This is a genomic window from Flavobacterium sp. (assembly GCF_031422135.1).
Lineage (GTDB): Bacteria > Bacteroidota > Bacteroidia > Flavobacteriales > Flavobacteriaceae > Flavobacterium.
The window spans coordinates 1-14,139 of sequence record NZ_JANOQD010000076.1; the positions used below are offsets into that span (position 1 = coordinate 1).

The window sequence follows — 14,139 nt, forward strand, 5'->3', positions numbered from 1 at the left end:
CCTTCAATTGTTGTAGGAGATCACAATTATGGTGAAGGTTCTTCAAGAGAACACGCAGCAATGGAACCAAGATTCTTGGGTGTAAAAGCCGTTTTAGTAAAATCGTTTGCACGTATTCACGAAACCAACTTGAAAAAACAATGAATGTTAGGTCTTACCTTTGCAACAGAATCTGATTACGATAAAATCCAAGAAAATGATACAATCAATTTCATTGATTTAGTCGACTTTGCTCCAGGAAAACCCTTATCGCTTGAATTCGTTCACGAAGATGGTTCAAAAGATATTATTCTAGCAAATCATACCTATAATGCAGGTCAAATTGGCTGGTTTGTAGCTGGTTCTGCTTTGAATTTAATTGCGGCTGGAAAAGCGTAAATAATTAAAACATTTTATATTGAAAACTCTCAAGGAAACTTGGGAGTTTTTTTTGTTAAATAAATACAATAATTTTTAGCATTCGATTTTAAAAAGTATTTTCGCCTTTCAATTTTCTAACGAAAAAAGAAACATATGAAACAATTTAAACATTTACTTTTTATAATTATTTTTTCTACCAATGCCTTTTCGCAAGAAAATTATATAAAGCATACAGTTGTAAAAGGAGAAAGTATTTATCAAATTTCAAAAAAATACAATGTCAAGCCAGAGACTGTTTTTAAACTAAATACGAATGTCAAAAAAGTATTGAAATTGAATTCGGTTTTATTAATTCCAAATGATGACATTCCAAATATATTAAATACAACTACTATAATACACGAAGTGTTGCCCAAACAAACACTTTATTCCATTTCAAAACAATACGGAGTTTCAATTAAAGACATCAAAAAATCAAATCCTATTATTGAAAGAGAAGGATTGGAAATGGGTTTGAAATTGACTATTCCAAGAAAAGAAGCAAAACCAGAAGTAGCAATATTGACCGAGAAAAATAATGAGTTTGAACAAAATTTGCCGCAACAAATAGTAAGTCAGGAAGCAATAACACATAATGTACTACCTAAAGAAACCAGATATGGAATTGCCAAGCACTACGGAATGACAATTCAAGAGTTAGAAACGCTTAATCCAGAGATTTTAAAGGAACTTCCAATAGGTCACAAGTTACTAATCCGTAAATCAACTGGGATCAATGAAAATATTCCTGTTGAAGAAGTAAAAGGCACTACAATAGAAACGATTCCTGTAAAAACGAATGATACAATTGGGTTTGAAAAGCCAATAGTGGCAAATCCTGAATTACTGGATAAACTAGTTGTAACTGCTTCAGACAATATAGGTGTCAGATACAAAAGCGGTGGTATTTCAAAATCAGGTTTCGATTGTTCTGGGTTAATGATTACAATATTTAAAACACACGATGTTCAATTGCCACGAACTTCTGCTGAACAATCTAATTTTGGAATTCCTGTTTCCGTGGAACAAGCACAAATAGGAGATTTAATTTTTTTTAGTACAAACGGGAGAGGCAATATCAATCACGTAGGAATGATAACGGAAATAACGGATGAAGAAGTCAAGTTTATACACGCATCCGTTCACGGAGGTGTGATGATTTCTTCTAATAAAGAAGTTTATTACAGTAAAAGATTTGTAAAAATCAATCGAGTTTTACAATAAAAAATCCGTTCCAAAATATTTTGAAACGGATTCTTTATTTTGCCACAGATTCAAATTTTTTAATCAGTGAATCTGTGGTAAAATTTTTTTTATAAAATTCAAATCCTAGTAATACGTATATCGTCTTACTTTGGCAATATATTTTGCCAAACGAATGACTTGATGACTGTAGCCATATTCATTATCATACCAAACATACAACACAATATTTTGACCATCAGCAGAAACTATAGTAGCATTACTGTCAAAAATGGCAGGAGCCGAAGTTCCTACAATATCTGAAGAAACTAATTCGTTGTTTAATGAGTATTTAATTTGCTCGACCAATTCGCCTTCCAGAGCATATTTTTTCATAATATTGTTTACAGCTTCTACCGAAGTAGTTTTGCTTACTTCAAGATTCAAAACCACAAGCGAACCATTTGGAACTGGCACACGGATTGCGTTTGAAGTTAATTTTCCTGCCAAACTAGGTAACGCTTTAGCAACTGCGCTTCCAGCACCAGTTTCAGTAATAACCATATTGAGTGCAGCAGCACGACCACGACGGTATTTTTTGTGCATATTGTCGACCAGATTCTGATCGTTTGTATACGCGTGGATGGTTTCCAAATGTCCTTTTACCACCCCTAAAGTATCTTCCACAGCTTTCAAAATTGGAGTAATGGCGTTGGTAGTACAAGATGCAGCTGAAAAAATATTGACTTCGTCAGGATTGTATTCGTTTTGGTTGACACCGTGAACAATATTTGGCACTCCTTTTCCTGGAGCAGTCAATAAAACTTTGTCAATACCTTTTGAAGTTAAATGTCTAGCCAAAGCTTCTTGAGTAGTAAAAGCACCAGTATTGTCAATAACCAAAGCATTTTCTATTCCAAAAGCGGTATAATCGATATCTTCGGGTTGGTTGGCTGTAATAATATGGACAGTCGTTCCATTAATTATCAAAGCATTATTTTCAACATCTGCCACTACTGAACCTTGAAAATCTCCGTGAATTGAATCGTATCGCAAAAGTGATGCTCTTTTTTCAAGAGAAGTGGCGTCGTTTTTATCACGAGTTACAATGGCACGCAAACGCAATTGGTTTCCTTTGCCCATTTTCGACATTAATTCTCTGGCCAATAATCGACCAATTCTTCCAAAACCATATAAAACAACATCTTTTGGTTTGTTGTTTTTAAAGTCTTTGGCCAGTTTTAATTTGTCTATCACAAACCCTTTAGCATCATCGTATTTATTTTCTTCTAGGTGAAATTCATAAGTCAATTTACCAATATCCAGTTTTGCGGGTGGCAAATCAAGCGATAAAATGGCTTTGGCTATTTCCACCGAATCAAAAACCGAAATAGGTTTGCCTACAAACTCTCCAGCATATTCGTGAAGATTGATAATGTCGCTCACATTTCTATCAATCAATTGGTTTCTAAAAAGCACCATTTCGATAGATTTGTCGTACCACAAATCGCTAATAATTTTGATTAATTCTACACCAGCTCTTCGCCTGTCAGCTTGAAAAGCGATTTCTTTTTCGTAAACCGTTGTGTTGCTCATTTGTTAAGTAAATAAGTTATTTGTTTAGATTCGCGCAAAAGTATATATTTCAAACGTTTTCGTAAAGTTTTTTTCAAAGTTTTTTACACACAAATCATCATAGATGGAGAAAATTTGTGATAATTTGTGAAATTCGTGTCAAATTTTCGCTAGACTGAATAGTTACGAATTTATTTAAAATAGAAGATTAATTATAACTTAAATGTCAGTCTGAGCTTAGCTTGTGCTGACTAAGGATGCAAAGACCTTATTTAAAAGGCACTTCGACAAGCTCAGTGTGACAAACCGCTAAAAAATTAACTTCAAAATAATTGTGATAAAGAATTATCTTTACCTATAAAAAAACACTGCCTCATTTTATTAAATGAAGCAGTGTTGCTATGATACGTTTTAATATTTACAACAAAAATCGCAACAACTGACCATTGACAGTCAACATTTCAATTTGAGAACGTTGGTTTTCGCCTTTTTTGGCTAATATTTTATTCACAGTTTCAATATCATTTACTTTAATATTGTCAATTTTTAAAATCACACCGCCTTTAAGTTGGTCCGCATATTCCGCCAATTCTTCGTTGGTAATATCTTTTACTTTTACACCATAATCAATACGGAATCGTTTCATATCAACATTATCAAGGTCTTCGAGTTCAATGCCTTTCAATTCGTAATTAATCATCTCTTTTTTAGACAGTTTTACAGAAACCGACATATTTTTTCCATCACGAATAATACCCACATTTACTGCATCGTTTGGCCTTTTGGTATTAATATAGGAAGTCAAATCTGCAAACGATAAAATGCTTTTTTCATCTAATTTTGTAATAATATCATTTTTTCTCAAACCAGCACTTTCAGCGCCAGAATTTTTAGAAACTTTGCCTATCAAAACACCTGTAGTTTCCTTAAAGCCATATTCTTTAGAAGTTGCGCTATTCAATTCCCCTGCCTCAATACCCAAAATGCCACGTTGCACATTTCCAAATTCCATTAAATCTTCCACGATTTTACGTGCCAAATTTGAAGGCACAGCAAACGAATAACCTACATAAGAACCAGTTTGAGACGATATCATCGTATTAATACCAATTAATTCTCCTCGAGTGTTTACCAAAGCACCACCACTATTTCCGGGATTTACAGCAGCATCCGTTTGAATAAACGACTGAATTCCAGTATTATTTAAATCCCTAGCTTTAGCTGAAACAATACCAGCGGTAACAGTAGAAGTCAAGTTGTACGGATTCCCAACTGCCAAAACCCATTCACCTACTTTTATAGTATCAGAATTTCCAAATGTAGCATAAGGTAATTTCTCATTGGCATCAATTTTTAACAAAGCAATGTCCATTTTGCTATCGGTTCCAATCAGTTTGGCTTTGTAGGTTTTATTGTTGTTTAGAGTAATTTCAAGCTGTGTTGCATCTTTAATCACGTGATTGTTGGTTACAATATAACCATCTTCACTAATAATTACGCCCGAACCAGTCCCAACTTGAGTTTGTTGTCCACCGCCTCCTTGTGTGCCATAGAAAAATTCCATCATTGGATTGCTCGGCACATTGTACACCGTCATATTTTTTACGTGAACCACGTGGTGAACAGCATTTTCCGCAGCAACTGTAAAATCGACTGCTTCGGCAGATAAACCAACATTTTTAGAAAAATTCTCGGTCGCTACCGATAATTTAGATTTTGAAGAACCCTCTTCCATAAACAATTTGTAAGCGCCAAGCGTTGTAGCTCCGCTTAACAAAGACACAAAAAATAAACTTGCAAATTTTTTCATAATTAGTATTTAATAATTTTAATATTGTAACGTAAAAATAAAATTTTATTTCAATACAAAAATCTGTTTAACGCTCGTTTAACATCATTTAACTTATCATTAATATTTTGTAGCTTTGTATTTAATTTTTTAGGAGCAGAAATATTTCGGTTTCTATTCAACAGTATTCCTGCTGTACGTTTCAATCTTTTATTATTTTGTCTCCTTCGACAAGCTCAGGATGACAAAATAATAAAAGGATTTTCACTTCCATCAGGGCTAAAAATGCAGTAGTATTGTTTCTAAGATTTTTTCAAATAACCAAATCAACAAAAAAACGAATAACCCAAAAATGCAATTCACATTCTACAAATACCAAGGAACAGGCAACGATTTTGTAATGATCGATAATCGTCAACTACAATTCCCCAAAAATGATACCAAAATTATTGAAAGACTGTGTGACCGTCGATTTGGCATTGGAGGAGATGGACTCATTTTATTAGAAAATGACGAAATGACAGATTTTAAAATGGTCTACTACAATTCCGACGGAAATCAAAGTTCTATGTGTGGCAATGGCGGACGGTGTTTGGTTGCTTTTGCAAAAAAGTTAAATGTTATTAAAAACAAAGCTACTTTTATAGCCATTGATGGTTTGCATTACGCTACAATCGATGAAAATGATATAGTATCTTTGCAAATGATTGATGTTTCAGAAATTAAAATCAATCCCAATTTTGTTTTCCTAAACACAGGATCGCCACACCATATAATACAGGTTGAAAATTTAAATAATTTGGATGTTAAAACCGAAGGTTCCAAAATTCGCTATAGCGATTTGTACGGACAAGTAGGAAGCAATGTCAATTTTGTAACTCAAATTTCCAATAATGAATTCTCCATTCGAACCTACGAACGAGGCGTTGAGGACGAAACATTATCTTGCGGAACTGGCGCAACAGCAGTAGCCATCGCGATGCACGCTACGAAAAAATCAAGCAGCAACAACATTAAAATAAACGTAGAAGGCGGAGCACTAGAAGTTTCTTTTGAGGAAGAAAACGGAATATATAAAAATGTTTTTCTGAAAGGACCAGCGACTTTTGTTTTTGAAACTAGTCTAACAATCGAATAATCGAACAATCTAATACTCCAAAATTGATTACTCTAAAAGGAAATAACATCTACCTGCGCGCGCTCGAACCGGAAGATTTAGAGTTTGTTTTTACTATTGAAAACGACGAATCCATTTGGGAAGTGAGCAACACTCAAACGCCATATTCAAGATATTTGATCAAGCAATATCTAGAAAACGCCCATCAAGATATATATGAAGCCAAGCAATTGCGATTGGCAATTTGTAAAAATAATGCAACAAAACCTATTGGATTAATTGACTTATTTGATTTCGATCCAAAAAATAACCGAGCAGGAATTGGCATCGTCATTAACGAAAGCGAAAATAGAAATCAAGGCTCAGGAAAAGAAGCATTGTCGCTTTTGATAAATTATTGTTTTACAAAATTAAATTTGCATCAATTGTATGCAAATATTGGTAGCAATAATGAGGCAAGTTCAACCCTTTTTACTAAATTTGGTTTTCAAAAAATAGGTACAAAAAAAGATTGGAATTTTCATCTAGGTAAATATTATGATGAAAATCTTTTTCAACTAATAAACAACAACATTTAAAATTTTAAGTTTTGAGTAAAAAGAAAAAAGCAGGTATCGTTATCGGAATCCTTTTCATAGTGGCTTTAGTCTTCGGATTTATTATTTATAGAAATATATTTACAGCCAATACCAATTTTGCAGAAAAAGAAGTATATATCAAGATTCCGACAGGTTCTAATTACAATCAAATTTTAGGCATACTAAAACCTTTTGTAAAGGATATCGAAAAATTCAAATCAGTGGCTGAAAAACGTTCGTATTCAGAAAATGTTTTCCCTGGCAGATTTTTGTTTAAAAAAGGAATGAATAGTTTCGAAATGGTAACCGCTCTTCGTCATAATGAACCTTTGAATTTGGCATTTAATAACCAAGAAAGTTTAGAGAAATTAGTTTCAAGGTTATCATCACAAATGGAAATTGATAGTACAACAATGATTAATAGTTTCCGTGACAGTATTTTTATGAAAGCCAATGGTTTTAATGAAGAGACTATTCTAGGAATGTTTATTCCAAATACGTATGAAGTAAAATGGAATATATCGCCAGAGAAGTTTAGGGATAAAATGGCAAATGAATACAAGAAATTTTGGAACGACGAGCGTAAAGCCAAAGCCAAAGCACTTGATATGACGCCAGAACAAATTATTACACTAGCAGCCATAGTTCACAAAGAAACCGTAAAAAGCGATGAACGTCCAAGAGTGGCTGGTGTTTATCTGAATCGTTTAAAGCTGGATATGCCACTGCAAGCCGATCCAACCATTATATTTGCCAAAAAGAAAAATGATAACGATTTTAATCAAGTCATTAGACGTGTTCTTTCTGGAGATTTAATGATAGATTCACCTTATAATACCTATGTAAATACAGGATTACCACCAGGACCAATTGCTATGCCAGATATTTCAGCAATTGATGCCGTCTTGAATGCTGAAAAGCACAATTACATCTACTTTTGCGCCAGTGTAGAGCGTTTTGGTTATCACGAATTTGCAGAAACTTTTGAACAACACGGTGTTTGGGCAAGAAAATATCGCGAGTGGATAGCCAATCAAGGGGTGAAAAGATAAATCAAACCAAGTTTTACTTTATAAATGTTAAAAAACAACTTTAAAATAAAGAATTGTGTAATTAGCGGGGTTTTTAATCGATAAATTTTACATTTAATCTAAAATTCATCTTGAATTAATAAATTAATGGCATTATTTATTAACATTTCATTTAGCCTAAACCCTTGTAATTAAACTTGTTGCCGAAGTTATTAACCAACTGTTAAAATTTCGTTTGGAAAAAATTAACATCTTATTTTACAGTAAGTTAACTTTCAGAGTTAAATTTGTACCGTAGAAATTTTCTAAATCATATAATTTTTTGATATAGAAAGAAAAACAATTTATGACAAAAAAACAGCTATTTTATCTCGGATTATTTGCCTCAATTACTATTTTAAGTTCTGGTTTTAAACCATTCGATTCTAAATTATTTCCTTGGTTTCACGTTTTTGAAAAAGAAGAAATTTTTTATACAGTACCTACCGAAATAGAGCTTAATCAAACATTTTTTGATTTTCCTTTCACTGGAAAAACATTTGTAGGCTTTCAACAGAGTTTAGCTGCTAAAGAGTCTTTATGTAAATACAATAAAGTAAATACACTAGGTTATTTAGGAAAATACCAATTTGGCACTGAAACCTTAAGAATATTAGGGATTAGGGATGCTGAAATGTTTTTGAATAGTAGAAAATTGCAAGAAAAAGCATTTTTAGCAAATCTTTCAAGAAACAAATGGGATTTGCGAAATGAAATTGAAAAATATACTGGAAAAGTTGTTGCGGGTATTGAAATTACAGAGTCTGGAATATTAGCGGCTGCACATCTTGGTGGAGCTGGTTCCGTAAAACGATTTTTAAAAACCAATGGACGCAGAAAATGTAAAGACGGTTACGGTACTTCTGTTTTAGAATATATGAAAGATTTTGCGGGTTATGATACCAGTTCAATAGAAGCTAACGAAAAAGCAAAAGCAAGACATTATTAATACATTTTGTGAATAATAAAGATGGTAGGTCGATTGTGTAAATCGACCTTTTGTTTTTTCCATTGGTTCACAGGAAAAGTTTTTATGTACTCTGTTGGTAAAGTAATATCGCAAGCTACACACAATAAGGTGTTTGGTTGGAGTGTTTGCAGAATATCTTCTAGTAATTTGTTGTTTCTATACGGTGTTTCTATAAACAATTGTGACTGATTTTTTTCAAACGATAATTTTTCCAAGCCTTTTATGGTTTGCTTTTTTTCAGTCTTATCAATAGGTAAATAGCCATTGAATGTAAAACTCTGTCCATTCATTCCAGACGCCATAATAGCTAATAATATGGAAGAAGGTCCAACTAATGGCACCACTTGAATGCCTTTTTCATGCGCTAATTTGACAATCACAGCTCCTGGATCTGCAACACCTGGACAACCCGCTTCACTCATTAAACCTACATTTTTGCCTTCAAGTAAAGGTTTTATAAAATCAAGATGTTCTTTTGCTTCGGTATGTTTGTTTAGTGCAAAAAGTTTTAAATCAGGCTGTTTTTTTTCGGGCTGAACTTGCTTGATGAACTTTCGGGCTGTTTTTTCGTTTTCAACAATATAATAATCAATAAAATCGATGCTTCTTTTGATGGTTTGTGGTAACACCTCTTCGTGATTCATTTCGCCAAGAGTGGTTGGTATAAGATATAGTTTGCCTAAAGGTGTCATCGGGTATTATTTTATAGGGTACTGTTTTCTTTTAAGAGTTTGTCTGCTATTACATTACAAGCGGCATCGAGCATATCATACACTTTTTCAAAGCCATCTTGTAATCCAAAATAAGGATCTGGAACATCCACATTTTCATTAGGGAATAGTTCATCAAGAATGAGTTTGACTTTTGATTTTTCAGCTTCCGTCGTTGCTAATGCAATCACATCTTTATGGTTTTGATTGTCCATCACATAAATGCAATCAAAGTTAATGAAATCTTGCGTCGAAAATTGCCTTCCTCTCAAATTTGAAATATCAATGCCTTTTTCACTTGCAATTTTTACAGATCTTGGGTCAGGCGGATTTCCTATATGCCAATTTCCAGTTCCAACGGAATCAATAATGAAGTTTTTAGGAAGTTTAGATCGCAATATTCCTTCTGCCAGTGGGGAACGGCAAATGTTTCCTAGGCAAACCATTAAAATTTTAACAGCCATTTTTTATAGCGATAATTTTTTCTGAATGTCTTCGACGTATTTTTTGAATTGTTTGTCGGTAGCAACTAAATTGTCTACTGTTTTGCAAGCGTGCAATACCGTTGCGTGGTCGCGATCGCCTATTTGTGAGCCAATATTTGCTAGTGATGCTTTGGTAAATCGTTTGGCAAAAAACATAGCGAGTTGTCTGGCTTGAACTACGTGACGTTTTCTGGTTTTTGATTGTAAAGTTTCTAGATCCAATTGAAAATAATCGGAAACTATTTTTTGAATATAATCTATAGAAACTTCTCGTTTTACATTTTTGACAAATTTCTCTACAACTTGTTTCGCCAAGTCAATAGTGACTTCTTTTTTATTGAAAGACGATTGTGCTATTAAGGATATAATTGCACCTTCTAATTCACGAACATTTGATTTGATATTTCTTGCTACATATTCTATGATTTCATCTGGTATTTCAACACCATCTCGGTATAAAATATTTTTTAAGATTGAAATTCTTGTTTCGTAATCCGGTTGATGTAACTCAGCAGAAAGACCCCATTTGAAACGAGACAACAAACGCTGCTCGATATCTTGCATATCAACTGGCGCTTTGTCTGATGTTAAAATAACTTGCTTTCCGTTTTGGTGTAAGTAATTGAATATGTGAAAAAATACATCTTGCGTTCCTGTTTTTCCTGAAAGGAATTGTACATCATCAATAATCAAAACATCAATTAATTGATAAAAATGGATGAAATCGTTTCTTGTATTTCTTTTTACAGAGTCAATATATTGTTGGGTGAATATTTCGGCAGAAATATACAACACCGTTTTTTCTGGATATTTGTCTTTTATTTCAACTCCAATGGCGTGTGCCAAATGGGTTTTTCCTAATCCAACACCACCAAAAATCAGTAATGGATTGAATGAGGTTCCGCCTGGTTTATTGGCTACAGCCATACCAGCCGATCGAGCCAATCGATTCGAATCACCTTCTAGAAAATTATCAAAACTATAATTAGCGTTTAGTTGTGATTCTATTTTTAGGTTTCTTATTCCGGGAATTATAAATGGATTTTTTAACTCTGGATTTTTTTGTTGCACAGGAACGTCAATTTCTTGTGTTTTTACTGGCGAACGGTGTGCACTTGGTAATTGTTCTGTAAATGGAAGTTTATTGCCATAAGTGTTTTCCATTTTGATTTTATAAAGTAACTTTGCATTTTTGCCAAGTTCTTTAGTTAACGCCACTTTTAAGATTTTCACATAGTGTTCCTCTAGCCATTCGTAAAAAAACTTGCTAGGCACTTGAATATAAAGCGCATTGTCTGTAAGCTCTACGGACTTGATTGGTTCAAACCAAGTTTTGTATGCTTGCTCCTGTATATTATCTTTGATGAAAGATAGGCAGTTGTCCCAGACTGATTCTGCGGTTTTATTCATTGTGTGCATTCTTATATTTTGAATTATTAAGGTTTTACTTTACAAAAAAACGAGTGGTTTTTTTGAGTAATTCGGGATAGCAAATATGAGTCATAAAATCGTTAAAAAAAAATTTTAGGGCTATTGATTTTCAAAAAAAAATGTTGTAAAGGGTTTTAATTAATTGTAAATAAAATGTCAAATTTATATAACTAAAATTAATGAGAGAGTTTGAATTTAAAGTGCGTGTTCGGTATGCCGAAACGGATCAAATGGGTGTTGTGTATCACGGAAATTATGCCCAGTATTTTGAAATGGGGCGCGTGGAATGGTTGAGGAACCTAGGAATTTCGTACAAATGGATGGAAGATAATGGAATTATGCTTCCGGTAGTTTCCTTAACAATGAATTACAAAAAACCGGCGCGATACGATGATGAATTAAGAGTAAAAACAATGCTGAAAAGTCAAACCTCTGTTAAGATAGAATTTGATTATGAAATTTACAATGCTAATGATGAGTTGTTAACAACTGGGAACTCCGTTTTGGTCTTTGTAGATATGAAAACAGGTCGTCCAATCTTACCTCCAGATTATGTTATTGAGAAGTTGAAAGAGATGTGATTAAAGTTCGATTTTTTTAATCCCAACCTCAAATATCCCATTAAAAATGCTGAATATATTTTCAGCATTTTTTTTTCGTATTGCAATTTCGATTTGACAGGTTTCTTCCATTTTTTGAGAAACGATTGAAATATTTTTCTCCTTGATGATTCGCATTACTTTATTCATATTCTTATAATCAAATTTGATTTCAAAATGAATGTCTATCGTTTTTTCTATAATTTCAGAGGCTTGAAGTGCTTCTTGCGCTGTGGTTTTATAGGCGGTAATTAATCCGCCAACACCTAATTTAACACCGCCAAAATACCGAACCACTACAACAAGGACATTGGTCAGTTCATAAGATTGTATTTGTCCGTAAATAGGCATTCCTGCACTGTTGTTAGGTTCTCCATCGTCATTGGTGCGATATTGAATTTTTGAGACTCCAATTTGGTAGGCATAACACCAATGGCGAGCCGAAAAATGTTGTTTTTTCAAATTTTCTATATGTCCTTTTACTTCGTCTTCGGAAGTTATAGGAAAGGCATAGCCATAAAACTTACTATTTTTTTCTTTGTACAAAACCTCAGGCGAAGCTTCTGCAATGGTTAAATAAGTGTCTTTAATTTCCAAAAACTAGAATTTATTTGGGCAATATTTTTCTGTCAAATAATTCAACTACATCTTCTTGACCAGGAATAATGTTCCAAACTTGCATTCCTAGAGCAGCAGCAATATCTGTATTTTCTTTTTTATCATCAATAAACAGAGTGCGTTTGGTTGATAAATCGTGTTTGTTAATAATGTATTTGAAAATTTCTGGATCGGGTTTTCGCATGCCTATTTCGAACGAAAAATAAACATTCTCAAAACATTGGTAAAACTCTCTAGCGAAAGTAGCGCCTACTTTGTGTTCGAATTTTGAAATATGAATTTCATCTGTATTGCTTAATAGAAACAAACGGTATTTTCTTTTTAGAATCTCTAAAAATTCCAATCGATGCAATGGAAAATCAATTAAAACCGAATTCCAAGCTCCTCTTAAATCATCGATAGAAGCATTTGGGATTAATTTTTTCAATCCTATTATAAACTGCACTTCCGTTAATTTTCCACGTTCGAATTGTTGGTTCAATTCTTCAAGATCTTCATTCCAAGAAGACAACCCTAGTTTTTTTAGAGCGTTAAGTGATGCTTCTTTATCAAGATTTATAAATACGTCCCCAAAATCGAAAATAATAGTGTCAATCATCGTTTGAATAAATTAAAAGTTCGTCGTCGATTATTTTTGTGCTACTTTTAAGATTTTCTTTAAAAGTGGGTGCTTTTGTGCCTTCTTTAAATTGAACTTGACCTTTAAAAACTCTTGCTTCATCCCATAAATTTGCATCTATAAAGGTTTGCAAGGTTCGGCTTCCTCCTTCTATAATTACGGATTGAATATTGCTTTCAAATAAGTATTTTACAATTTGAGCAGCGATATTTTTGGAAAAATTTATAATTTTACTATCAATCAATAAAGTTTTGGCATAATTATCAAATATAACACTTTCTTTTGAAATTCGATTATTTTGGTCTAAAACTATTCGAGTTGGATTTTTTCCAGTCCAATCACGCACATCTAATTTTGGATTGTCATCAATAACAGTTTGTGTTCCCACAAGAATCGATTGTTCTTCACTTCTCCATTTGTGAACTAGTTGGCGAGAATAGCTGTTGGTTATCCAAACGGGTTTTCTTTCCTTTTTGTCTTCCTGAGCTTGTCGAAGGATTGGAGCAATCAAACCATCAATGCTTTCTGCCCATTTGAGTATAATGTAAGGACGCTTTTTTTCGTGAAAAGTAAAAAAACGTTTGTTTGAAGCTTTGCATTCTTTCTCTAAAACTCCAACAATAACATTTGCTCCTGCATCAAGCAATCTTTTGATGCCGTTTCCAGCTACTTTTATATTTGTGTCAAGAGTTCCAACGACAACATTTGGAATTTTATGTTTTATAATTAAATCGCAACAAGGTGGTGTTTTTCCAAAATGGCTACACGGTTCTAAACTTACATAAATTGTTGATTTTGGAAGTAACGTCTTGTCTGAAACGGAATTTATAGCGTTTACTTCAGCGTGATTTCCTCCGTAAGGACTGGTATAACCTTCACCTATAATTTTATTCTCAAATACAATTACAGCACCTACTGATGGATTTGGCATAGCGGCTACCAAACCATTTTTGGCTAGTTGAATGCATCGATTTATATATTTTTCGTGTATCTTCAC

The 14,139-nt window shown here is 33.3% G+C and carries 14 protein-coding genes and 1 pseudogene; 7 read left to right on the plus strand and 8 right to left on the minus strand.

Translation table 11 applies throughout. The features are described 5' to 3' along the window. Together RMO70_RS10160 and RMO70_RS10165 are read left to right on the plus strand one after the other, a co-directional pair. Positions 1-378, plus strand: a pseudogene (locus RMO70_RS10160) (aconitate hydratase); the annotation flags it as partial. 135 nt (positions 379-513) lie between these two features. After that, positions 514-1,623 carry an NlpC/P60 family protein gene (locus RMO70_RS10165; protein ID WP_310556328.1) on the plus strand — a complete coding sequence of 370 codons (1,110 nt, stop codon included), beginning with the start codon at positions 514-516 and terminating at the stop codon, positions 1,621-1,623. Between the two features lie 105 nt (positions 1,624-1,728). Here RMO70_RS10165 and RMO70_RS10170 read toward each other — a convergent pair whose 3' ends face one another. Together RMO70_RS10170 and RMO70_RS10175 are read right to left on the minus strand one after the other, a co-directional pair. Further along, the gene (locus tag RMO70_RS10170; RefSeq protein ID WP_310556329.1) at positions 1,729-3,177 is read right to left on the minus strand and encodes a glyceraldehyde-3-phosphate dehydrogenase; all 1,449 of its coding nucleotides are present in this window, start codon (positions 3,175-3,177) and stop codon (positions 1,729-1,731) included. Positions 3,178-3,574: 397 nt separating this feature from the next. Then, complete coding sequence (locus tag RMO70_RS10175; RefSeq protein ID WP_310556330.1) at positions 3,575-4,966, minus strand: Do family serine endopeptidase; 1,392 nt, start codon at positions 4,964-4,966, stop codon at positions 3,575-3,577. A gap of 331 nt (positions 4,967-5,297) precedes the next feature. On the opposite strand from RMO70_RS10175, the gene dapF reads away from it, so the two are divergent. The 4 genes from dapF (at position 5,298) to RMO70_RS10195 (ending at position 8,659) form a co-directional block, all read left to right on the plus strand. Beyond that, positions 5,298-6,083 (plus strand): diaminopimelate epimerase, encoded by a 786-nt coding sequence (dapF, locus tag RMO70_RS10180; protein WP_310556331.1) that lies wholly within the window; start codon positions 5,298-5,300, stop codon positions 6,081-6,083. A gap of 23 nt (positions 6,084-6,106) precedes the next feature. Beyond that, the gene (locus RMO70_RS10185) at positions 6,107-6,640 is read left to right on the plus strand and encodes a GNAT family protein (RefSeq protein ID WP_310556332.1); all 534 of its coding nucleotides are present in this window, start codon (positions 6,107-6,109) and stop codon (positions 6,638-6,640) included. Between the two features lie 11 nt (positions 6,641-6,651). After that, the gene (gene mltG, locus RMO70_RS10190) at positions 6,652-7,692 is read left to right on the plus strand and encodes an endolytic transglycosylase MltG (RefSeq protein ID WP_310556333.1); all 1,041 of its coding nucleotides are present in this window, start codon (positions 6,652-6,654) and stop codon (positions 7,690-7,692) included. Between the two features lie 325 nt (positions 7,693-8,017). Next, positions 8,018-8,659, plus strand: a complete 642-nt coding sequence (locus RMO70_RS10195; RefSeq protein WP_310556334.1) for a peptidoglycan-binding protein LysM — start codon at positions 8,018-8,020, stop codon at positions 8,657-8,659. Here the strand turns inward: RMO70_RS10195 and RMO70_RS10200 are convergent. Genes RMO70_RS10200 through dnaA form a run of 3 tightly spaced genes read right to left on the minus strand, consistent with a single transcriptional unit; the run spans position 8,656 to position 11,285 of the window. Beyond that, positions 8,656-9,372: an SAM-dependent methyltransferase gene (locus RMO70_RS10200; RefSeq protein ID WP_310556335.1), complete on the minus strand. Its 717-nt coding sequence runs from the start codon at positions 9,370-9,372 to the stop codon at positions 8,656-8,658. The two genes, RMO70_RS10195 and RMO70_RS10200, sit on opposite strands and share 4 nt — an antisense overlap. 11 nt (positions 9,373-9,383) lie before the next feature. Then, the gene (locus RMO70_RS10205; protein WP_310556336.1) at positions 9,384-9,854 is read right to left on the minus strand and encodes a low molecular weight protein-tyrosine-phosphatase; all 471 of its coding nucleotides are present in this window, start codon (positions 9,852-9,854) and stop codon (positions 9,384-9,386) included. A 3-nt stretch (positions 9,855-9,857) separates the two neighbouring features. After that, positions 9,858-11,285, minus strand: a complete 1,428-nt coding sequence (gene dnaA, locus RMO70_RS10210) for a chromosomal replication initiator protein DnaA (RefSeq protein WP_310556383.1) — start codon at positions 11,283-11,285, stop codon at positions 9,858-9,860. Between the two features lie 200 nt (positions 11,286-11,485). Here dnaA and RMO70_RS10215 point away from each other — a divergent pair, with 200 nt between their 5' ends. Then, positions 11,486-11,887 carry a thioesterase family protein gene (locus tag RMO70_RS10215; RefSeq protein ID WP_310556337.1) on the plus strand — a complete coding sequence of 134 codons (402 nt, stop codon included), beginning with the start codon at positions 11,486-11,488 and terminating at the stop codon, positions 11,885-11,887. Here the strand turns inward: RMO70_RS10215 and RMO70_RS10220 are convergent, their stop codons facing one another. From RMO70_RS10220 to ribD, 3 genes are read right to left on the minus strand one after another with little or no spacing between them, the layout of a single operon-like run. After that, positions 11,888-12,502 carry a YigZ family protein gene (locus RMO70_RS10220; protein ID WP_310556338.1) on the minus strand — a complete coding sequence of 205 codons (615 nt, stop codon included), beginning with the start codon at positions 12,500-12,502 and terminating at the stop codon, positions 11,888-11,890. Positions 12,503-12,512: 10 nt separating this feature from the next. Continuing rightward, positions 12,513-13,121, minus strand: coding sequence for an HAD family phosphatase (locus tag RMO70_RS10225; RefSeq protein WP_310556339.1), 609 nt, complete (start codon positions 13,119-13,121; stop codon positions 12,513-12,515). Then, positions 13,114-14,139 carry a bifunctional diaminohydroxyphosphoribosylaminopyrimidine deaminase/5-amino-6-(5-phosphoribosylamino)uracil reductase RibD gene (gene ribD, locus RMO70_RS10230; RefSeq protein ID WP_310556340.1) on the minus strand — a complete coding sequence of 342 codons (1,026 nt, stop codon included), beginning with the start codon at positions 14,137-14,139 and terminating at the stop codon, positions 13,114-13,116. The genes RMO70_RS10225 and ribD overlap by 8 nt, the downstream gene beginning before the upstream one ends.